A 20,389-nucleotide genomic window follows, 5' to 3' on the forward strand; every position below is an offset into this window, starting at 1 on the left:
GTGCCCATCTTTCTGCCCGAACTCAGTCAAGAGCTCAGTTTTCCAGCGTTGAGCCAAGCTCTTACTGAACCTGATGGCTTGCTGGCAATGGGCGGGGACTTGTCCCCTGCCCGTATACTGGCTGCCTATCAAAAAGGGGTTTTCCCGTGGTTTTGCCAGGGTGATCCCATTCTATGGTGGAGCCCTTCAGTACGAGCCCTATTTGAACCAGGACAACTGCAGTTCAACCGCTCTTTGCGTAAGCAGCAACGGAGGATGGGTTATCAATTCAGCGTAAATAAAGCCTTTCGCCAGGTAGTTGCCGGCTGCGCTGCTCCCAGATCCAAGCAAAGTGATACCTGGATTGTACCTCAGATGCAGCAAGCTTATTACCAACTGCATCTGCAGGGGCATGCGCATAGCATCGAAGTCTGGCAAGATGAGCAACTGGTTGGTGGCCTCTATGGGCTTTGTATCGGCCAGCTGTTCTGTGGCGAGTCGATGTTTAATCGTCAGCCAGGCACCGCCCGGCTAGCCTTAATCGCTTTGCAGCAACAACTGCATAGGTATGGGGCTGGTTGGATCGATTGCCAGTTACCAAACGACTACCTGCAGCAACTAGGCGTACAAACAATGGCGAGACCCGACTACATACAACTGTTGCAGCAATTGGCTACTCAACCAATGGATAGCACCTGCTGGCGAGATCAGATGTTACAGGTTTCAGATGACTGAGCTGACGTTCGGTCTGACAGCTCCGGCGCCATGCAGTTACCTGCCAGCTCAACAGGAGCAGGTGATATTTTTATTGCCCTCATACCCAATCGACGCCAAGCTTTATCAACAATTGTTGCAACATAATTTTCGCCGTTCAGGCAATGATGTGTATCGCCCCCACTGCGCCGCATGCCAAGAGTGTCAGTCGGTTCGGCTGGATGTCAGTGCATTTCGAGCAAACCGACGTCAGCAGCGAATTTTACGAAAGGCCAAGCGCGAGCAACTGCAGCTTCGATTTGGTAAACCTACAGCGAAAAGCTATTACCCACTCTATCAACACTATATCGAGGCTCGCCATCCCGATGGTGCTATGTATCCACCAAGCCAGCAGCAACTGGACTCGTTACTCGAGTGCAATTGGGCGAATGTCGAGGTGCTGGAAATTTTTCATCAGCAGACCTTGATTGCCGTCAGCGTCGTGGATGTGCTGGACAAGGTGTTGTCTGCGGTCTATACCTTCTATCATCCAGCTTATCAGCGCTATTCTCCTGGTATATTAGCAATCCTGTTGCTTATTGAGCAGGCCCAGCTGCAGCAGAAAGACTATCTGCACCTGGGCTATTATGTGGCAGACTGTGCTAAAATGGCGTACAAGGCAGAGTTTCTGCCACAACAGCGCTTTTCAGCAGAAAAATGGCGGTCAATTGGTTAAAAAAGCCGGTCTTGCTTTACAAGGCTGGCGTATTTCGGCACAATCTGCGCTGTTTTAATTTTCACACTATCAGAGGCGAGTACGCTGAATGGCGAAAGAAGATGTAATTGAAATGCAAGGCACCATTTTAGATACCTTGCCAAACACCATGTTTAAAGTTGAGCTGGAAAACGGCCACGTGGTTATTGCCCATATTTCCGGCAAAATGCGTAAGCACTATATTCGGATCCTGACTGGCGACAAAGTCACTGTTGAACTGACCCCCTACGATCTAAGCAAAGGTCGTATCGTGTTCCGCCAGCGCTAAGCCCGGTTTCCCGGCCTATGGCCAGAACGCAAAAAACCCGCTGTAGCGGGTTTTTTGCGTGGCAGCAACCACTAGGCTGGTTCAGGCTCCTCCTGGAACACAAAGCTCAATTTATTATCCACCAGCTCGACCCGAACATCACCACCTTGCAGCAAGCGTCCAAATAGGATCTCGTTGGCCAGTGGCTTTTTCAACTGTTCCTGGATTAAACGGGCCATTGGTCGTGCTCCCATGGCGCGATCGTAGCCTTGCTCTGCCAACCAGGCTCTGGCTTCAGCAGACAACTCCAGCGAAACTTGTTTCTTATCCAACTGGGCCTGCAACTCGCAAATAAACTTGTCGACTACTTGCAAGATAATAGTGCTGTTCAGATGCTCGAACCAGATAATGCTATCCAGCCGGTTGCGGAACTCAGGCGTGAAGGTACGATTGATCTCTGCCATCGCATCATGGCTGTGGTCCTGCTGCTGAAAACCGATGGATTTTCGCACCGTTTCCTGTACCCCAGCATTGGTGGTCATCACCAGCACAATATTACGAAAATCAATTTTACGGCCATTGTTGTCGGTCAAAGTACCGTGATCCATTACCTGCAGCAGAATGTTATAGATGTCACTGTGTGCCTTTTCAATCTCATCCAATAACACCACGGCATAAGGATGTTTCGAAACCGCATCAGTCAGCAAACCGCCCTGCTCAAAACCAACATAGCCAGGAGGCGCCCCAATCAAGCGACTGATCGCGTGGCGCTCAACGTATTCGGACATATCAAAACGCAACAGCTCCACTCCCATCACCCGGGCCAGTTGCTTGGTCACTTCCGTCTTGCCTACCCCGGTTGGGCCAGCAAACAGGAAGCTACCGATTGGCTTTTCTTCGCTACCAAGGCCGGAACGCGACAAGCGGATCGCCGCCGTCAGCGCATCGATAGCACCGTCTTGGCCAAACACCACCAGTTTCAAGTTGCGATCCAGATTACTTAACACATCGCGATCGGAGGCTGATACAGATTTCTCAGGGATGCGGGCCATTTTCGCAATCACATGCTCAATATCCGGCACATTAATCACTTTTTTACGGCGTGACTCCGGCAACAGCCGCTGACTAGCGCCTGCTTCATCAATCACATCGATAGCTTTATCCGGCAAGTGCCGTTCATTGATGTATTTTGCGGATAACTCAGCCGCCGCCCGCAGCGCTTTTTGCGTATAGCGCACACTATGATGTTTTTCGTAACGTTCTTTTAAGCCTTGTAAGATACGGGTGGTGTCTTCCACGCTAGGTTCAGTCACATCAATTTTTTGAAAGCGACGCACCAGTGCGGTGTCTTTTTCAAAGATGTTTTTAAACTCCTGGTAGGTGGTAGAGCCGATGCAACGCAATCGTCCACTCGACAGCAACGGTTTGATCAAGTTTGAGGCATCCATCACACCACCTGAGGCAGCACCAGCGCCAATTACTGTATGGATTTCATCAATAAAAAGAATCGCACCTTCTTCTTTTTCCAGCTCTTTCAGTAAAGACTTTAAGCGCTTTTCAAAGTCGCCTCGGTATTTGGTGCCTGCCAGCAAAGCCCCCATATCCAATGAGTAAATGGTGGCATTCTCAATCACCGCGGGCACTTGTTGATTAACGATCCGAAACGCCAGCCCCTCGGCAATGGCTGTTTTCCCTACACCGGCCTCGCCAACCAACAACGGGTTGTTTTTCTTACGACGACACAACACCTGGATGGCACGCTCCAGCTCCGCGTCTCGGCCAATCAAAGGATCAATCTGCCCTTGCTTGGCCAATGCATTTAAATTGGCGGTAAAGTTATCCAGAGAGCGCGCTTCCTCTGAAGGCGCTTCGGATAAATCATCCTGTGCCCGCTCTTCATGCTGTTCCAGTTTTTCGGTTTTGATCACACCGTGAGAAATGTAATTGACTACATCCAGGCGGCTGATATCGACCTTTTTTAGTAAGTAAACGGCTTGTGATTCCTGCTCACTAAAAATGGCAACCAGCACATTGGCACCCGTCACTTCGGTTTTACCTGAGGACTGCACATGAAAAACTGCACGCTGCAACACGCGTTGAAAGCCAAGGGTCGGCTGAGTATCCCGTTCTGCATCGCCATCGGGCAATAGAGGCGTGGTAGAATCAATAAAGGTAGCCAATTCAAGACGAAGCTTTTCAATATTGGCACCACAGGATTTCAGCGCATCACCAGCGGCTGGATTGTCCAATAGGGCAAGCAGCAAGTGCTCAACAGTCATGTACTCATGACGACGCTCTCTGGCAAAACGAAACGCCAGATTCAGTGTCAACTCGAGATCTTTATTCAACATAGATGGACTCCTGACTGCATCTTAGTTTTGGTGCTGGTGCTTATACCTTAAGTTAAGCTCGTTCCATCGAACAAAGCAATGGATGTTCGTGGGATTTTGCATATTCTGTTACCTGCAGTACCTTGGTCTCAGCAATTTCAGCGGTAAAGACCCCACAGGTAGCGCTGCCTTTGTGGTGAACCTGCAACATGACTTCACTTGCTTGCTCATACTGCATATTAAAAAAACGGGTAAGCACATCAATGACAAAGTCCATCGGTGTGTAATCATCATTATGTAGAATAACCCGATACATGGATGGAGGCTCAACCTTCTGCCGGGTCAGCTCCTGCAACCCCTCTTGTTGACTCGCTAATTCTTTAAACCAACTCATACGCTTTCGCTACGCCTTATCGATCATAAAACAGACCAGATTAATTAATCGTAAAAAACCAGAGATTTAATTGCAAAAAACTTGACTGTCTGAGCAAATTATCTACAGTAAGTACTAGGGTAACGCATTTGCCCTGTAATTATTATACCTGCACACAGAATTTAGCTCACTTAAAGAAGGATGTAAGTAGTATGGCTACCGGTAAAGTAAAATGGTTCAACAATGCCAAAGGCTTTGGATTTATCCGGGAAGATGGCAGAGATGAAGACATTTTTGCACACTACTCCACCATTGCAATGGATGGTTACCGTACCCTGAAAGCCGGGCAGGATGTCCAGTTTGATTTGGCAGAAGGCCCGAAAGGGCTGCATGCAGTCAATATTGTCCTGCCAGGTGAGGAAAAGTCAGACGCCTGACCATTGTCTGAACACCAGTTCAGCACTGACTTGTCCGGAAAAACAAACAGGCACTGCATGCAGTGCCTGGGTTTTTGTTGGGTTTAATAAGCAAGTACCAAGCCATTACCATGCTGTGATGGCAACGGCATAAGGCTTCATTTAAAGGCTACTCAAAGCCTGATTAAAGGTAGTGCTTGGCCGCATCACCTTGCCAGCAAGTTCAGCCGATGGGCGGTAGTAGCCGCCTAAATCCACCGCAACACCTTGAACATCATTCAACTCGCGCACAATCTGCGTTTCATTGGCCGTCAGTTGCTCAGCCAACTTGCTGAAGCGCTGTTGCAACTCGCTGTCTTTGGTTTGGGCAGCCAGTGCTTCTGCCCAGTACAAGGCCAGATAGAAGTGGCTGCCACGGTTATCCAACTCTTTCACTTTGCGTGATGGCGACTTGTTGGTATCCAAAAACTTAGCAGTGGCCAGATCCAGTGTATCGGCCAGTACCTGAGCTCGGGCATTGCCAGTCGCCTGGCTCAAATGCTCCAGCGAGGCCGCCAGCGCCAAAAACTCACCTAACGAGTCCCAACGCAGGTGGTTTTCAGCTTCCAACTGCTGGACATGCTTCGGCGCTGAACCACCGGCACCGGTTTCAAACAAACCGCCCCCATTCATCAGCGGTACAATCGACAACATCTTGGCGCTGGTACCCAGCTCCAGAATCGGAAACAAGTCGGTCAGGTAATCACGTAACACGTTGCCAGTCACGGAAATGGTGTCCTGGCCAGCTTTGACCCGTTGCAGGGTAAAGCGGGTGGCATCAACCGGTGCCATGATATGCAGTTCCAGACCATCGGTATCGTGCTCTTGCAGGTAGCTTTCTACTTTGGCAATCAGCTCGCTGTCGTGCGCACGCTCACTGTCCAGCCAGAATACTGCCGGCGTATTGCTCAGACGAGAACGGTTCACCGCCAGCTTCACCCAATCACGGATCGGTGCATCTTTCACCTGACACATACGCCAGATATCGCCCTGCTCTACCGCATGCTCAAACACCACCTCACCAGCTTTGTTCAGTACTTGCACCGAGCCATCAGCCGGGATCTCAAAGGTTTTATCGTGTGAACCATATTCTTCTGCTTTTTGCGCCATCAGGCCGACGTTCGGCACTGTACCCATAGTGGCCGGATCGAAAGCGCCGTGCTCTTTACAAAAACTGATGGTTTCCTGATAGACTCCGGCATAGCAGCGATCCGGGATCAGTGCCTTGGTATCTTTCAACTTGCCATCTGGTCCCCACATCTGGCCCGATTCACGAATCATCGCTGGCATGGAGGCATCGATAATGATATCGCTTGGCACATGCAAGTTGGTGATACCTTTATCTGAGTTGACCATAGCCAGCGCTGGTTGTTGCTGGTACACCGCCTGAATATCGGCTTCAATTTCAGCTCGCTTGGCATCATCCAGCTGGGCAATTTTGGCAACCACATCGCCAAAGCCGTTGCTTGGGTCCACATCCAGCTGCTTAAAGGTTTCGGCGTGCTTGGTAAAAAGTGCTTTAAAATACACCTTCACAGCATGGCCGAACATAATAGGATCAGATACCTTCATCATGGTGGCTTTTAAGTGCAGTGACAGCAGCACGTCTTCGGCTTTCGCCGCAGCGGTTTCTTTTTCAAAGAAAGCACAGAGTGCGGTTTTGCTCATCACAGCCGCATCGACCACTTCGCCGGCTTGCACCGGTACACTGGCTTTAAGTACCTGCTGTTGACCATTGCTATTGAGCACAATCTTTAGATCGTCCGCAGCCTCAAAGGTCGTGGATTGCTCAGAGCCAAAGAAGTCGCCATCCTGCATATGGGCTACATGCGACTTTGATTCCTTGCTCCAGACACCCATTTTATGCGGGTGCTTTTTCGCATAGTTTTTTACTGAAGCAGGCGCCCGACGATCAGAGTTGCCTTCACGCAGCACTGGGTTAACGGCACTGCCTTTGATTTTGTCGTAACGGGCTTTGATGTCTTTTTCCTGTGCAGTCTTCGGCTCGGCCGGGTAATCTGGCAATGCATAGCCTTGTTGTTGCAACTCTTTAATCGCGGCTTTTAATTGCGGGATAGAAGCACTGATGTTGGGCAGCTTGATGATATTAGCCTTTGGCGTTTTCGCCAGCTCACCCAGTTCAGCCAGCGCATCGGACTGACGCTGGTTGTCTTGCAGAAACTCCGGGAAGCTGGCGATGATCCGGCCGGATAAGGAAATATCACGCGTTTCAACTGAAACCCCGGCTGCTTTGGTAAATGCCTGAATAATCGGCAGCAAGGAATAGGTCGCCAGTGCTGGCGCTTCATCGGTTTCAGTATAAATAATCTTTGAGTTTTCAGTCGACATAATGATTCCTATTGAAATGGCTTCCCCACGACGAGGGCCCGGAACTGCAGATCCATCCCTCAGACCTAAGGCTGTTTAAAACAGCTGATCCTCCGTACTGCAGGCTCTTACAACACAGTCTTTTATCACATAATTGCTTGCTACCCATCCGGCTGGATCTGACGCTGGCGACAGGCTAAAAGCAACGTCAGCTGCAGCCGGATAGACAGAAAAACGCCGGGATTATAACAGCTCACCAAAGCCACGCCTAGTCAACGGCAAAAAACCAGCGTCCTGTTTCAAACCTGAACTGAAGCGCTTTTTATGCTAGCCTGTCAGCCAGAACAACCAGCATCTGTACACAGAACCCTACAGTGAACCCCAAAAAACACAACACGACCAAAGTCGCAGCTTGCCAACTAATTGCTTTCAATAAGCCCTTTCAGGTGCTTTGCCAGTTTACCGATCAAAGTCCCAAACAGCGCCAGACGCTGGCAGACTTTATCCCAATCCCCAATGTGTATGCAGCTGGGCGACTGGATTACGACAGCGAAGGTTTACTGCTACTGACTGATGATGGACGATTGCAACAGCAGATCGCCGATCCGAAACACAAGATGGCTAAAACTTACTGGGTGCAGGTCGAAGGCGACATCACAACAAAAGCCCTGCAACAACTGCAACAGGGCGTCTTACTGAATGATGGCCCAACCCGCCCGGCCTCAGTCCGGCAGTTATCCGCCCCGGAAGTATGGCCACGTCAGCCACCGATCCGACAGCGTCAGCACATCCCCACCAGTTGGCTGGAGCTGACCATCCGTGAAGGGCGCAATCGCCAGGTCCGGCGTATGACTGCCGCCGTTGGCTTTCCAACCCTGAGGCTGATCCGGGTTGCCATTGGCCCCTGGCAGTTGCAACCGCTGGTGCCAGGTGAGTACCGCATGCTGGAGATCCCTGCGAATCTTCTTAGTGCCGCAGTGACCTTAACTAAAGGCTCCCAGCCAAAGCAACGGCGGTTTTCGGGTGTGAAGGGCAAAAAATAATGGTATAATCCGGCCCAATTTTTTCCGAGTTGTAAGGGCCTCATGTCAGCTTCCACGCCAAAGTCAGCTTCCACGCAAAAAAAAGTCATCGTCGGCATGTCCGGCGGTGTTGACTCATCAGTTTCCGCTTATCTGCTGCTGCAGCAAGGCTACCAGGTCGAAGGCCTGTTTATGAAAAACTGGGAAGAAGACGACAACGACGAGTACTGTGCTGCAGCCGAAGACATGGCTGACGCGCAGCAGGTGTGTGACCGGCTTGGGATTAAACTGCATAAAGTCAATTTCGCTGCTGAATACTGGGACCAGGTGTTCGAGTACTTCCTGGCCGAATACAAGGCCGGACGCACCCCCAACCCGGATATTATGTGCAACAAGGAAATTAAGTTTAAAGCCTTCCTTGAGTTTGCCGCTGAGGCCCTGCAAGCCGATTACATTGCGACCGGCCATTATGTGCGCCGGCGGGAGCTCAATGGTCATTGGCAACTGCTGCGCGGCTTGGATCAAAACAAAGATCAAAGTTATTTTTTATATACGCTAGCCGAACAGCATGTGGCACAAACCCTATTTCCGGTTGGTGAGCTGGAAAAACATGAAGTTCGGGCCATTGCTGAGCAACAAGGTTTTATTACCCACGACAAAAAAGATAGCACCGGCATTTGCTTTATTGGTGAGCGCAAGTTTAAAGACTTTTTGCAAAAGTACCTGCCAGCCCAACCCGGCGATATTGTAACCCCTGAGGGCGACATCATTGGCCAACACGAAGGTCTGATGTACCACACCCTGGGCCAGCGTAAAGGTTTGGGCATTGGTGGCCTGAAGAACAGCGGAGATGATCCCTGGTACGTTGCCGGTAAGGATTTAACCCACAATCGTTTGATGGTGGTGCAAGGCGCTGATCATCCCAGTTTGTTTGCGAAGGGCCTTATCGCCAGTCAACTGCACTGGGTTGATCGAGCTGGGCCTGACCAACCCATGCGCTGCAGCGTAAAAACCCGTTATCGCCAACATGATATTCCCTGTACAGTGACGCCTCTTGCCAGCGGAGAGCTGGAAGTTCTGTTTGATCATCCGCAAAAGGCCGTCACACCAGGCCAATCGGCGGTTTTTTATCTTGAAGACGTCTGCCTTGGCGGCGGCATTATTGATAAGGCAGTAAATTAACCTATGCAAGTAAGTGTATCTACCCAAGTCATGGCTCTGGCCGCGCTGTGTCAGGCGCTTAGTCTGGTTAAAGCCGTCGCCAAAACCAAAGACGTCGACCCGACTGAACTGGAATTGATGCTCAGCAGCGTCGCCATGCTGGATGCCGACAGCCCACTCGATATTTATGGCGGCGAGCTGAGGCATTTGCGCAGCGGTTATCAGGTGTTGTTGCAGCAGTTGGGCGATAACCCAAACAAAGATGTAGAAATCACCCGTTATGTGGTGGCTGTACTGGCGTTGGAGCGACGCTTATCCAAAAGCAGCTCCAATATGGCAGCCCTTGGCAAGCGCTTACAACAACTGGCTCGTCAGCTGGAACATTTCAGCATTACCGATGAGACTTTATTGTCGAATATGGCCGATATCTACATTGAATGCATCAGCACCCTGGGGACCCGTATTCAAGTGGCAGGCCAGCCTGAGTTACTTAAACAAACTCATGTGCAACACAAGGTACGTGCCTTGCTGCTGGCAGCAGTGCGCGCAGCGGTACTCTGGCGTCAGGCTGGTGGCAGCCGTTGGCATTTGCTGTTTAAACGCAAACAATTGGTTCACGAGGCGCGTCAGGCGCTGAAAGACTAACCCTTTTTTATTGAACGTTTACGAGGAAGCACCATGGAACTGAACGCACTGACCGCCTTATCGCCGGTAGATGGCCGCTACGGCAGCAAAACCACTGAGCTGCGCGATTTCTTCAGCGAGTTTGGCCTGATTAAATACCGGGTGACCGTGGAAGTGCGCTGGTTGCAACAGATGGCGAGTATTGATGGCATTGCTGAAGTGCCTAAGCTAAGTAACGAGGCCAATGCCCTGCTGGATGCCATCGTCGCGAATTTTAGCCTGGCCGATGCTGAACGTGTGAAAGAGATCGAGCGCACCACCAATCACGATGTCAAAGCGGTGGAATATTTGCTAAAAGAAAAAGTTGCAACCAATGCAGAGTTAAACGCTGTTACCGAATTTATTCACTTTGCCTGCACCTCGGAAGATATCAACAATCTGTCGCATGGCCTGATGCTCAAAGATGCCCGCGAGCAGGTGATTCTGCCCTACTGCGATCAGTTGCTAAACGCCATTCGCCAATTGGCGGTCGATTACAAAACCGTGCCGATGATGGCACGTACCCATGGCCAGCCAGCGTCCCCCACGACCATGGGCAAGGAAATGGCCAACGTCTATATGCGACTGAAACGTCAACGCGATCAGATTGCCAGCATTAGCTTACTGGGTAAATTTAACGGCGCCGTCGGTAACTACAATGCTCACCTGTCGGCTTACCCAGCGCTTGACTGGCACCAGATTTCTGAGCAGTTTGTCAGCGGTTTAGGGCTAAGCTGGAACCCCTACACCACCCAGATCGAACCTCATGATTACATTGCCGAGCTGTTTGATGCCATTGCCCGCTTTAACACCATTCTGATCGACTTTGATCGGGATGTCTGGGGGTACATCGCGCTTGGCCATTTCAAGCAAAAAACGGTCGCCGGCGAAATTGGCTCGTCTACCATGCCACACAAAGTAAACCCGATTGACTTTGAGAACTCCGAAGGCAACCTGGGCCTGGCCAATGCTATCTTTGATCATCTGGCAGCCAAACTACCGGTATCACGCTGGCAGCGTGACCTGACCGACTCCACGGTATTGCGTAATCTGGGAGTTGGTATTGGCTACAGCCTGATTGCTTATCAGGCAACTTTAAAAGGCATCAGCAAACTGGAAGTGAATGAAGCCAGCCTGTTGGCTGAACTAAATGCCAACTGGGAACTGCTGGCCGAACCGGTGCAAACCGTGATGCGCAAATATGGTGTTGAAAAACCGTACGAGAAACTTAAAGAACTGACCCGTGGTAAGCGCATTACCCCAGCCGATTTGCATGCCTTTATTGAGACGTTGGATATGCCGACTGAAGGCAAGGCCATGATGAAGCAGTTTACCCCGGCCGGTTACATTGGTGATGCCATCGCCCTGGTGGATCGCCTGCCATAATGGCTTTGGAGCAGACTATGTACAGCTTGAACTTCGGCAGCCTGAGCATCGAGCAGTTTCTGGCCGAATACTGGCAGCAAAAACCGCTGCTGATTAAGGGCGGTTTTAGCAACTTTCAGGATCCATTGTCGGCTGATGAGTTGGCAGGCCTGGCGCTGGATGAGCAAGTGGATGCCCGGCTAATTCACCAAAACGATGCCAACTGGCTGGTTGACGAAGGCCCTTTTGATGGCTTTGACCAGTACGGTGAAAAGGACTGGACCCTACTGGTGCAGGCCGTCGATCACTGGCAGCCTGATGCCGCTAAGCTGCTGGAACCATTTCGGTTTATCCCAAACTGGCGGATTGACGATCTGATGGTCAGCTTCTCTGCACCGGGTGGTGGCGTTGGCCCGCACCTGGATCAGTACGATGTGTTTATCATTCAGGGCATGGGCAAACGGCGCTGGCGCGTTGGTATGCCTGATGCCAGTCTGGAGCAATTCTGCCCGCACCCCCGCCTGTTGCAAGTCAGTGATTTTAACGCTTGCATCGATGACGTGATGGAACCTGGCGATATCCTTTATATTCCGCCGGGCTGCCCACATGACGGTGTTTCACTCGAACCCAGCCTGAATTACTCGGTTGGCTTTCGCGCTCCTGCGCAAAAAGACTTAATTGGCGGCCTAGCCGATTACCTGCTCGACTTTCAGATAGAAGGTGAACGGTTCAGCGACCCAGGTCGGCTGCGCAGTCTGTCGCCTGGTGAAATCAACAGCCGCGATTTAGGTCAGGTTCGGCAACTAATGCAGCAACTGCTGGCAGACGATGATTTGATGAGTCACTGGTTTGGCAGTTACATCAGCCAGGCCAAGCGTGAGCTGGATTTGCAGGAGCCGGAGCCCCATTACCAAGCGGAAGAAATCGCCGAATATCTGGATGAAGGCTCGGTACTTGGCCGTCTTGGCGGGCTGAGATGTTGCTACCAGCAAGCCAATGCAGAGGGCGATGTGCAGCTGTTTATCAACGGTGATCGCTTTCCACTGCCAGCCAATGAAATCGACAGTGCCCGCTTACTTACCGATCGTAGTCAGCTAACTGAAGCCGAATGCCGCCACTTTATGCAAACGCCAGAGCGCCTCGCTTTTATTACGCAACTGATTAATCAAGGCTACTGGTACTTTGTTGAGTAAACGACACAAAAAAGCCGCCAACGGGCGGCTTTGTAAGGCAAGCTTTACGCTTAAGTCGGCTGTTGTGCTTGCCAGATCGTTTCATTGTCAAACAGATCGTACAGCCCATGCGCCCGGCTAATCAACAGGTTAGCAAAGTCCAACTGGGTTTTATCACCCTGCTGTGTATCTAAGATCTGCTGGGCTTTCAACTGCCATTGAAACGAAAAGGCGCGTATTGCCTCTTTCGCATTTTTAGCACCACTAAGGGCCATATGATCGGTCGGCAAATCGCCGGTCAGCACCCAGAACTCTTTGCGATCCTGGCTTTTAATGCGCCATACCGCAACCAGAGGCACTAAATAACGCGATTCTGTCACCACCACCTGATCTGGCAGTATGCCTTTGGATGCCAGATACTCATTGGCTTTTTGAAACTGGCTACGGACCCATTCACTTTGTTGTTGCTCTGTCAGTTGCTTACTCATTGCTCATATCTACATCGTAAAATCAGCGCCTACTCTATGTCAGCTCAAACAGACAATCAAGCTCAACGTGCTCTCTCTCTTTGCTTGAAAGATAACAGGTCTTACCAGGCAAAAAATCCCTTGGTGTCTGGCGTAACTCAGACTGAAATGATACATTGCGCAGCGCAAAATTCGGTCTGGTGTTGGTTATAACCATGCACAGATCCATCATTTTTATGCCAGCGGAGAGTGAAAGTGGCCGTATTCAATCACACAGAGTTTGATCAGCACGAACAAGTTGTCTTTTGCAGTGATCAGGAGACCGGTTTAAAAGCCATCATCGCCGTACACAGCACAGCTTTAGGGCCAGCCGTCGGTGGTTGCCGCTTATGGAACTATGCCAGTGACGAAGAGGCCATTCGCGATGTACTGCGTTTATCAAAAGGAATGACCTATAAAAATGCCATGGCCGGCCTTCCTATAGGTGGTGGCAAATCAGTGATTATTGGTGATGCCAAAACCATCAAGTCCGAAGCTTTATTTCGTGCCTTCGGTCGCCATCTGCATCGATTAGGCGGTAGCTACTACAGCGCCGAAGATGTCAATATTACCACCGGTGATATCATGATGGTCAATAAAGAAACCCCTTATGTTGCAGGGCTGGAAGGCAAAAGCGGCAATCCAGGGCCTTTCACCGCCATCGGTACCTATCAGGGCATCCGTGCCGCAGCTAAACACCAATTTGGGGTCGACTCATTAAGAGGCCTGAAAGTTGCCATTCAAGGCCTTGGTAGTGTTGGCTTTTATCTATGCGAACATTTGCATAAAGAAGGCGCTGAGCTCTTTGTTACCGATATCAACGAGCAAGCCATTGAGCGTGCAGTGAAGCAGTTCGGCGCAACCGCTGTTGCCCTGGATGAAATCTACGCCCAGGATGTCGATATTTATGCGCCTTGTGCTTTAGGTGCCACTCTGAATGATGACACCATACCGCAACTAAATGCCAAAGTGGTCGCTGGTTGTGCCAACAATCAGCTGCAGAAAGCCCGTCATGGTGACATGCTGCGTGAGCGCGGTATTTTGTATGCGCCAGATTACGTTATCAATGCGGGCGGTATCATTAATGTGTACATGGAAATGCGGCCGGAAGGTTACAACGCTGATGACGCCACTGCCAAGGTAAACCAGATTTACGATACCTTGCTGCAAATTTTCCAGCGCGCAGACCATGAGCAAAAATCCACCCATCTGGTAGCAGATATTATGGCCCAGGAAATTATCGCCAAAGGCCGATAGCCTGTTGGCTTAACAATAAAAAAGGACCCTAGGGTCCTTTTTTATTGCGTAACAGCGGGTTTAAAGTTCTCCAGATTTGAAGCTATCAACACTGATGGCTTCAAAACGCAGTTTGTTCATATGATGCAGCTGCTCCGCTTGTTCGGCCGTCACTATACCTGCCGCTTCCGCTTCGCTAATGGCTTGATCCATCGGTACTTTGCGGCTGATTTTGCCATCGCGCTGTGCCAGCAAAATGGCTTTTAACTGCGGCTGTGCCTGATGCATCTCAATAAAAGCCTGCTCCATTAAACCGGTAGGGTCCTGCTCCCCTTCACCAATGTAACATAGATGCGTTAAGCGATCGCGGATCACGCCTGGCTTGGAGAGCGCATCGCAGATTTCCATACAGATATCATCGGCCGGCATCTTGTAACCAATACCGAACGGGAAAATCAGCCGCTTTAACACCACCGCAACCGCTCTGGCCGGAAAGTTAGCAAAGAAACCGTCAAAAGCCCGGCCAATTTCTGCCAGTGCGCGCTGCAGATTGTAATGCACAAAAGGCAGATCCGCTTGCTGACGACCATTGTCTTCGTAAAACTTCAACACTGCTGAAGCCATATACAAGTGACTCAGCACATCACCTAAACGGGCCGACAGCATTTCTTTGCGTTTTAAATCACCGCCCAGCATCAGCATGGAGATATCCGCCGTCAACGCCAAGGCTCGACTCATCCGGCTTAGCTGCTTGTAATAACGGGCCGTTTCACCTGCCATCGGACTTTTATTAAAAGCGGCAGCAGTTAATCCCTGCCACAAACAGCTGAAGGTATTGCCAAGGGCAAAACCAACATGGCGCAGTAACAAACCATCGAATTGTTGTAAGCCTTCATTCGCATCCGGGTTTGCTGCGGCTTGCAGCTCGGCAAGCACATAAGGGTGACAACGGGTAGCGCCCTGGCCAAAAATCATCAGGTTGCGCGTTAAGATATTGGCCCCTTCCACCGTAATGGATATCGGCACGCCCATGTAACCATGCGCCAAATAGTTTTTAGGCCCCAGTTGAATGGCCCTGCCAGCGTGAATATCAAAGGCATCGTTTAAAATGGTGCGCGACATTTCTGTCATGTGGTATTTGGCGATGGCCGTCACTACGCCGGGGCTGAGTTTTAAGTCAATGGCACCAGCCGTCATCACCCGCATCGCTTCCAAACCATAGGTAAGACCACCGATACGGGCAAAAGCTTCCTGCACCCCTTCGAATTTGCCAATCGACAAGCCAAACTGCTGACGGACATAGCTGTAGGCACCTGTCATCCGGCTGGCCAAGTGGCCGGTTGCCGTTGCCAGTGCAGGCAAAGAAATACCGCGGCCAGCTGATAAGCATTCCACCAGCATCCGCCAACCACGACCGGCGTAATCTGGACCACCGATGATCCAATCCAACGGAATAAACACATCTTTACCATAAGTGGTGCCATTCATAAAAGCCATTCCCATAGGGAAATGGCGGTCGCCAATTTCAACCCCTGGATGTGTGGTTGGAATTAACGCACAAGTAATCCCTATGTCTTTCTTATCACCGAGCAAGCCATCTGGGTCAAATAGTTTAAAAGCCAGCCCAAGCACAGTTGCCACCGGGGATAAGGTAATATAGCGCTTATCCCAGTTTAAACGAATGCCAACAACCTCTTCACCTTCAAACTCACCGCGACAAATTACGCCAGTATCCGGGATTCCACCCGCATCAGAGCCTGCTTCAGGGCCGGTTAAGGCAAAACAAGGTACATCTCGGCCATCGGCCAGACGAGGTAACCAGTACTCTTTTTGCTGATCCGTACCATAGTGCATCAGCAACTCACCCGGGCCTAAGGAGTTAGGCACCATCACGGTCACAGCGGCTGTCAGGCTGCGGCTGGCAATGCGCGAAACAATGGTGGAGTTCGCGATTGCAGAAAAGCCACGGCCGCCGTAGCTCTTCGGTATGATCATGGCAAAGAAGCCTTCCTGCTTCAGATAGTCCCAGACCTTCTCCGGCAAGTCGCGCTTTTTCTGAACAATGTCATAATCGTCCAGCATGGCAAGCAAGGTCTCTACCTGCTCGTCCATAAAGGCTTGCTCATCCTCGCTCAGCCTTGGCTTAGGGTAATGATGCAACTTCTGCCAATCTGGTTTGCCTTGAAATAAATCCCCATCCCACCAGACATCACCTGCTTCCATTGCCTGCTGCTCGGTTTCAGACAATGGTGGCAGAATTTTCTTGAACACCTTAAATACAGGGGCTGAAATCAGCGCCCGACGGATTGGCGTTACGCCAAGTAGTACCGCCAGAGTAATAACAAGAATCAATAACAAAGTCATGGTTGGTCCTTAAGAGGCAGCTTGTGCCATGGAGTTAAGTTGTTCTGGATAAATCACGGGTGCAGCGATACCTGCTGCCAGATAGGGCAATAGCCGCCGAATCACGCTTTCGATATCTGCCTGCTGATGATAATCTGCAGCTGCAATATCAAACAAAGCTTCACTGGAGGCCATAGTAAATACCACAGTGCCCAGCGAGAAATGCAGGCGCCAGAAAATTTCAGCAGCGTCTAAGCCGGGACAGGATTGCTGTACCAATAAGACGAATTTATTCAGCACCGAACCATAGTGGTGACTGATAAACTTACGCAAATGCCCTTGTACATCAGTATAGCCCCGCCCCAGCAGTTGCAAAAATAAGGTAGTGCCCTGACGCTTGATCTGTTCAAGCTCCAGCAAAGGTTGCACAAAGACTGCGAGTACTTCAGGCAATTGGGTTGGCTTTTGCCGGGCAAGCAGCACTTCAAACTGATGCTCCAGCCGAGGCATCACGACCTTTAGGTAACGCTGCAGCACTGCTTGGATTAAGGCCTTCTTTGAGCCAAAGTGATAATTGACTGCAGCCAGGTTAACTTCCGCCCGGCTGGTAATTTGCCGCAACGAGGTATCGTTAAAACCCGTTTCGGCGAACAGACTTTCAGCAGCATCAAGAATTTTTTGTTGGGTCTGGATTCGACTCATAGGCCCCTCATTTCAAACACCCGTTTGAAATGTACGTTTGAATCAAAACCCTGTCAAGCACTAATCCGATGAGTTAGCAAAGCAAAGACTTGCCCCGAAAAAGGGGTTGACAGTCAATAACAATTAAGCGAGTTTATAGGCATTGTGTATTTCCCAACCAAAGGAGGACTTCTATGCCTGTATTGCTGAATCAGCATTGCCGCTGCTATTTTGCTTCTCCTTTTGTGTCTCCTTACTACTTGTCCGAGTGGTTCAACAATTAGCCATACCGCTGTGCCAAACAGTGGTGTGATCGCTAAGTAGTCATGTTTTACTTGCAAGCGTCTGCTTTTCATCTCACCTGATTGCATTTGTTGCTGCGACATCGATCCAGCCTGTGTATCTGGCACAGCTTTAACTATCAGACTGCCGCTTCACGGCAGCCAATAAAGCAAAATGAGGAAGAAGCATGAAAACAATAACCACTGGAGTAAGCAAAGTTGCGTTGGCAACCTTGACCGCCCTCTTTGGTCTGCAAGGACTGCACGCGGAGGAAGCGGAGGTCCAAGCAAAAGACGTTGAACGCATCGCCATTACCGGCTCCCGTCTCAGAGGCGTGGATATGGAAGGGGCAAACCCGGTACAAATTATCAGCCGGGACGAGTTAGAAAGCCGTGGCTATGACAGCGTCAGCGCCTTTTTACGTGACTTACCACAAGCCGCCAGTGCTGGAACTTTTAGTGAGAATGGTGCCACGGCAACCGCAGCAGGTGCGCCAGCTGGTTCATCAGGTGTTAGCTTACGCGGCCTTGGCAGCAGCTCGACGCTGGTATTGGTCAATGGCCGTCGGGTAGCGGTTGACTCCTTTGCCAATGGCGCGGACTCTTTCGTCAACGTTAATACCATCCCGATGTCTGCCATTGAGCGTATTGAAGTACTGACTGATGGTGCTTCCTCAGTGTACGGCTCCGATGCCATTGCCGGTGTCATCAACTTTATCCTGCGCGATGATGTTGAAGGCCATGAAGTCTCAGTCATGTACGGCAACGATACCAAGAGCAGTGATTTTGGACGCTACAACCTAACGTATGTTGGTGGCTTTAATACAGCCAGCAGCAACACCACCGTAGTCGTGGATTATTTCGACCGTAAAGCTCTGTTTAATACCGATCGGCCGATTGATGTCACTTTTGCACTACGCACCTCTCTGGGCATTGATGGCCAGAATCATCCTGAAGCATGGTGTGGCGAGAATACCGTACGTGCTGGTACCGAGTGTCGCTACGACTACGTGATGGAGCGCGCCATTCAGCCAGAAACCGAACGATTAGGTGTCACCTTAAGCCACCTTCACCAACTGGACAACAGCATGGAGCTGTTTGCTGAAGGTATGTATCAACGCAACAAAGGATCGGCCTACGATTCAGCTACCGCTTATACCGTTAATATCGCAGCAGATTCCAGCCTGGTACCAGATTATGTGCGTGAACTGAATCCAAACGATAGCACGATCATCGTTCGTACTCGCTTTCCTGAACGCCGGCAACAAGCATACGATACCGAGTCATTCCGCATGTTAGCGGGGCTGCGCGGTGAAGCTGGTGACTGGTTCTGGGAGGCGGCGGCAACCTATGGCGTGACAGAGAATGAAGTACGTCACATCCGAGGTTACTTCAACCGCGAAGCCGTGCTAGCAGGTATTGCTAACCAAAGTTACAACCCTTTTAATTTGGGGCGTGACAACAGCGAGGCGACACTGGCAGCACTGCGCAGCGAAGCACCACGTCGCGGTCGTTCAGAAACGCACAGCTTTGATTTTAATATCTCAGGAGAACTGTTTGAGCTGCCAGCGGGTTTTGTTAGCTCGGTGTTTGGCGGTGAATACCGCTCTGAAGACATCAAAGATACACCAGCACCTATTGCCGCAGCCGATGGCGTTTATGGCTTAGGTGCCCGTGATGCACAGGCTGATCGGACCCAATATGCACTCTACGGTGAGTTTAACCTGCCTCTGACCGATGACATTGATGCCATTGCAGCGATTCGTTACGATCACTACAGCGATTTTGGCGGCGACGTAAATCCAAAACTGTCTTTACGTTGGCGTGCAACCGATGCGCTGATCCTACGTGCTTCCTGGAGCACAGGCTTCAGAGCGCCATCACTCTCACAACTGGGTGCCGGCCGGGCTCTGGCGACCGGTTACATCAACTGTGGCCCTGGTGAAGAGTTTGATGCTTTGTGTGGCAACTTCGATGATGAAGTAAGCTTTGATCAGGAAACCCGCGGCAACCCGAATCTGGATGCAGAAAGCTCTGAAGCGATCAACCTCGGTTTTTCCTGGAACCTGACTGATAACCTGCAATTGACAGCCGATTACTGGCGCTATGAACACAAAGACATTGTCGATGTGGATGCCAACACTACACTGCGCAGCTGTTTAAGTGGTGCGGCCCCAACGGTCACGGATGAGGCCAACTTGCCTGGTTTTGGCTGCGTTATAAGTAGCGATGGCGATCTGGTCTTTCTGCGGACAGGTTTCTTTAACGTGGGTAAGCAAAAGACCGATGGCTTGGATCTGAAGCTGAACTATCGCCTGGATACCCAGGACTATGGCCAGTTTAATTTCTTTGCGAATGCCACCAAAACCTTCAGTTATGAGCGTCAAATCACCCCAGACAGTGCACCGCAAGATTTGCTGGGCCGCCTGAGTGGTGCCAACGAAATCGCACGGCCAGATCTGGTGGCGGATTTTGGCACCGACTGGCGCCATGGCAACTGGAGTCTGGGCCTGACAGCCAACTACATCGCCAGCATGGGTGACGGTGACTTTAAGTGGGGTGGCAATGAGACAGTGTCGTCCTGGTTAGTGCTCAACGCCAGCGCAGGCTATGACTTTGGTGATTACGGCCGGCTGCAACTGGCAGTGCGTAACCTGACTGATAAGAAGCCGCCTTATGCGTCATCACCTACCGATGGTTATGCCAGCTCAGTGCATGACTGGCTCGGTGCAACCTATACCCTGCGCTATACCTACAACTTCTAACCGACTTTGTTTCT

17 protein-coding genes are annotated in these 20,389 nt (G+C 50.7%); 11 read left to right on the plus strand and 6 right to left on the minus strand.

Annotation, left to right across the window (positions count from 1 at the left end; translation table 11 throughout):
* From aat to infA, 3 genes are all read left to right on the plus strand, one after another.
* Window positions 1-714, plus strand: a complete 714-nt coding sequence (gene aat / locus JJU14_RS01430; protein ID WP_228610798.1) for a leucyl/phenylalanyl-tRNA--protein transferase — start codon at window positions 1-3, stop codon at window positions 712-714.
* Window positions 707-1,408: an arginyltransferase gene (locus tag JJU14_RS01435; RefSeq protein ID WP_228610800.1), complete on the plus strand. Its 702-nt coding sequence runs from the start codon at window positions 707-709 to the stop codon at window positions 1,406-1,408. The genes aat and JJU14_RS01435 overlap by 8 nt, the downstream gene beginning before the upstream one ends.
* An 88-nt stretch (window positions 1,409-1,496) precedes the next feature.
* Window positions 1,497-1,715, plus strand: a complete 219-nt coding sequence (infA, locus tag JJU14_RS01440) for a translation initiation factor IF-1 (RefSeq protein ID WP_091341339.1) — start codon at window positions 1,497-1,499, stop codon at window positions 1,713-1,715.
* A gap of 71 nt (window positions 1,716-1,786) precedes the next feature.
* Here the strand turns inward: infA and clpA are convergent, their stop codons facing one another.
* Complete coding sequence (clpA, locus tag JJU14_RS01445) at window positions 1,787-4,045, minus strand: ATP-dependent Clp protease ATP-binding subunit ClpA (RefSeq protein ID WP_228610802.1); 2,259 nt, start codon at window positions 4,043-4,045, stop codon at window positions 1,787-1,789.
* 52 nt (window positions 4,046-4,097) lie between these two features.
* Window positions 4,098-4,418 (minus strand): ATP-dependent Clp protease adapter ClpS, encoded by a 321-nt coding sequence (gene clpS, locus JJU14_RS01450; RefSeq protein ID WP_228610805.1) that lies wholly within the window; start codon window positions 4,416-4,418, stop codon window positions 4,098-4,100.
* 191 nt (window positions 4,419-4,609) lie between these two features.
* Here clpS and cspD point away from each other — a divergent pair, with 191 nt between their 5' ends.
* On the plus strand, window positions 4,610-4,834 hold the full coding sequence (gene cspD, locus JJU14_RS01455) for a cold shock domain-containing protein CspD (RefSeq protein ID WP_228610807.1): 225 nt from the start codon (window positions 4,610-4,612) through the stop codon (window positions 4,832-4,834).
* Between the two features lie 141 nt (window positions 4,835-4,975).
* Here the strand turns inward: cspD and JJU14_RS01460 are convergent, their stop codons facing one another.
* Window positions 4,976-7,201 carry an NADP-dependent isocitrate dehydrogenase gene (locus JJU14_RS01460; protein ID WP_228610808.1) on the minus strand — a complete coding sequence of 742 codons (2,226 nt, stop codon included), beginning with the start codon at window positions 7,199-7,201 and terminating at the stop codon, window positions 4,976-4,978.
* A 353-nt stretch (window positions 7,202-7,554) separates the two neighbouring features.
* Here JJU14_RS01460 and JJU14_RS01465 point away from each other — a divergent pair, with 353 nt between their 5' ends.
* From JJU14_RS01465 to JJU14_RS01485, 5 genes are read left to right on the plus strand one after another with little or no spacing between them, the layout of a single operon-like run.
* On the plus strand, window positions 7,555-8,223 hold the full coding sequence (locus JJU14_RS01465; protein WP_228610810.1) for a pseudouridine synthase: 669 nt from the start codon (window positions 7,555-7,557) through the stop codon (window positions 8,221-8,223).
* 42 nt (window positions 8,224-8,265) lie between these two features.
* Entirely contained in the window at window positions 8,266-9,384 is a 1,119-nt protein-coding gene (gene mnmA / locus JJU14_RS01470) for a tRNA 2-thiouridine(34) synthase MnmA (RefSeq protein WP_228610813.1), read from the plus strand.
* Window positions 9,385-9,387: 3 nt separating this feature from the next.
* On the plus strand, window positions 9,388-10,008 hold the full coding sequence (hflD, locus tag JJU14_RS01475; RefSeq protein WP_228610814.1) for a high frequency lysogenization protein HflD: 621 nt from the start codon (window positions 9,388-9,390) through the stop codon (window positions 10,006-10,008).
* 33 nt (window positions 10,009-10,041) lie between these two features.
* On the plus strand, window positions 10,042-11,412 hold the full coding sequence (purB, locus tag JJU14_RS01480) for an adenylosuccinate lyase (protein ID WP_228610817.1): 1,371 nt from the start codon (window positions 10,042-10,044) through the stop codon (window positions 11,410-11,412).
* A 17-nt stretch (window positions 11,413-11,429) separates the two neighbouring features.
* Window positions 11,430-12,584, plus strand: coding sequence for a cupin domain-containing protein (locus JJU14_RS01485; RefSeq protein ID WP_228610819.1), 1,155 nt, complete (start codon window positions 11,430-11,432; stop codon window positions 12,582-12,584).
* 50 nt (window positions 12,585-12,634) lie between these two features.
* Here JJU14_RS01485 and JJU14_RS01490 read toward each other — a convergent pair whose 3' ends face one another.
* The gene (locus JJU14_RS01490) at window positions 12,635-13,051 is read right to left on the minus strand and encodes a DUF4826 family protein (RefSeq protein WP_228610821.1); all 417 of its coding nucleotides are present in this window, start codon (window positions 13,049-13,051) and stop codon (window positions 12,635-12,637) included.
* 234 nt (window positions 13,052-13,285) lie between these two features.
* Here JJU14_RS01490 and JJU14_RS01495 point away from each other — a divergent pair, with 234 nt between their 5' ends.
* A complete protein-coding gene (locus JJU14_RS01495; protein ID WP_228610822.1) occupies window positions 13,286-14,326 on the plus strand; it encodes a Glu/Leu/Phe/Val dehydrogenase dimerization domain-containing protein in 1,041 nt (346 codons plus the stop codon).
* A 60-nt stretch (window positions 14,327-14,386) separates the two neighbouring features.
* Here the strand turns inward: JJU14_RS01495 and JJU14_RS01500 are convergent, their stop codons facing one another.
* Window positions 14,387-16,669, minus strand: coding sequence for an acyl-CoA dehydrogenase (locus JJU14_RS01500; RefSeq protein WP_228610824.1), 2,283 nt, complete (start codon window positions 16,667-16,669; stop codon window positions 14,387-14,389).
* A gap of 9 nt (window positions 16,670-16,678) precedes the next feature.
* The gene (locus tag JJU14_RS01505; protein WP_228610826.1) at window positions 16,679-17,350 is read right to left on the minus strand and encodes a TetR/AcrR family transcriptional regulator; all 672 of its coding nucleotides are present in this window, start codon (window positions 17,348-17,350) and stop codon (window positions 16,679-16,681) included.
* 448 nt (window positions 17,351-17,798) lie between these two features.
* Between JJU14_RS01505 and JJU14_RS01510 the strand changes: the two genes are divergently transcribed.
* Window positions 17,799-20,375, plus strand: coding sequence for a TonB-dependent receptor (locus JJU14_RS01510; RefSeq protein WP_228610828.1), 2,577 nt, complete (start codon window positions 17,799-17,801; stop codon window positions 20,373-20,375).
* The last annotated feature ends 14 nt before the right edge of the window (window positions 20,376-20,389 follow it).

The sequence above is a fragment of the Alkalimonas sp. genome (assembly GCF_020831925.1).
In the GTDB taxonomy this organism is placed as follows: domain Bacteria; phylum Pseudomonadota; class Gammaproteobacteria; order Enterobacterales; family Alteromonadaceae; genus Alkalimonas.

Bases quoted from the DNA above. Each gene is read 5' to 3' on its own strand.
- purB (WP_228610817.1), top strand. From the start codon at position 10,042: ATGGAACTGAACGCACTGACCGCCTTATCGCCGGTAGATGGCCGCTAC.
- mnmA (WP_228610813.1), top strand. From the start codon at position 8,266: ATGTCAGCTTCCACGCCAAAGTCAGCTTCCACGCAAAAAAAAGTCATC.
- JJU14_RS01490 (WP_228610821.1), bottom strand. From the start codon at position 13,051: ATGAGTAAGCAACTGACAGAGCAACAACAAAGTGAATGGGTCCGTAGC.
- JJU14_RS01500 (WP_228610824.1), bottom strand. From the start codon at position 16,669: ATGACTTTGTTATTGATTCTTGTTATTACTCTGGCGGTACTACTTGGC.
- cspD (WP_228610807.1), top strand. From the start codon at position 4,610: ATGGCTACCGGTAAAGTAAAATGGTTCAACAATGCCAAAGGCTTTGGA.
- JJU14_RS01435 (WP_228610800.1), top strand. From the start codon at position 707: ATGACTGAGCTGACGTTCGGTCTGACAGCTCCGGCGCCATGCAGTTAC.
- clpS (WP_228610805.1), bottom strand. From the start codon at position 4,418: ATGAGTTGGTTTAAAGAATTAGCGAGTCAACAAGAGGGGTTGCAGGAG.
- JJU14_RS01485 (WP_228610819.1), top strand. From the start codon at position 11,430: ATGTACAGCTTGAACTTCGGCAGCCTGAGCATCGAGCAGTTTCTGGCC.
- clpA (WP_228610802.1), bottom strand. From the start codon at position 4,045: ATGTTGAATAAAGATCTCGAGTTGACACTGAATCTGGCGTTTCGTTTT.
- hflD (WP_228610814.1), top strand. From the start codon at position 9,388: ATGCAAGTAAGTGTATCTACCCAAGTCATGGCTCTGGCCGCGCTGTGT.
- JJU14_RS01510 (WP_228610828.1), top strand. From the start codon at position 17,799: ATGAAAACAATAACCACTGGAGTAAGCAAAGTTGCGTTGGCAACCTTG.
- infA (WP_091341339.1), top strand. From the start codon at position 1,497: ATGGCGAAAGAAGATGTAATTGAAATGCAAGGCACCATTTTAGATACC.
- JJU14_RS01505 (WP_228610826.1), bottom strand. From the start codon at position 17,350: ATGAGTCGAATCCAGACCCAACAAAAAATTCTTGATGCTGCTGAAAGT.
- JJU14_RS01460 (WP_228610808.1), bottom strand. From the start codon at position 7,201: ATGTCGACTGAAAACTCAAAGATTATTTATACTGAAACCGATGAAGCG.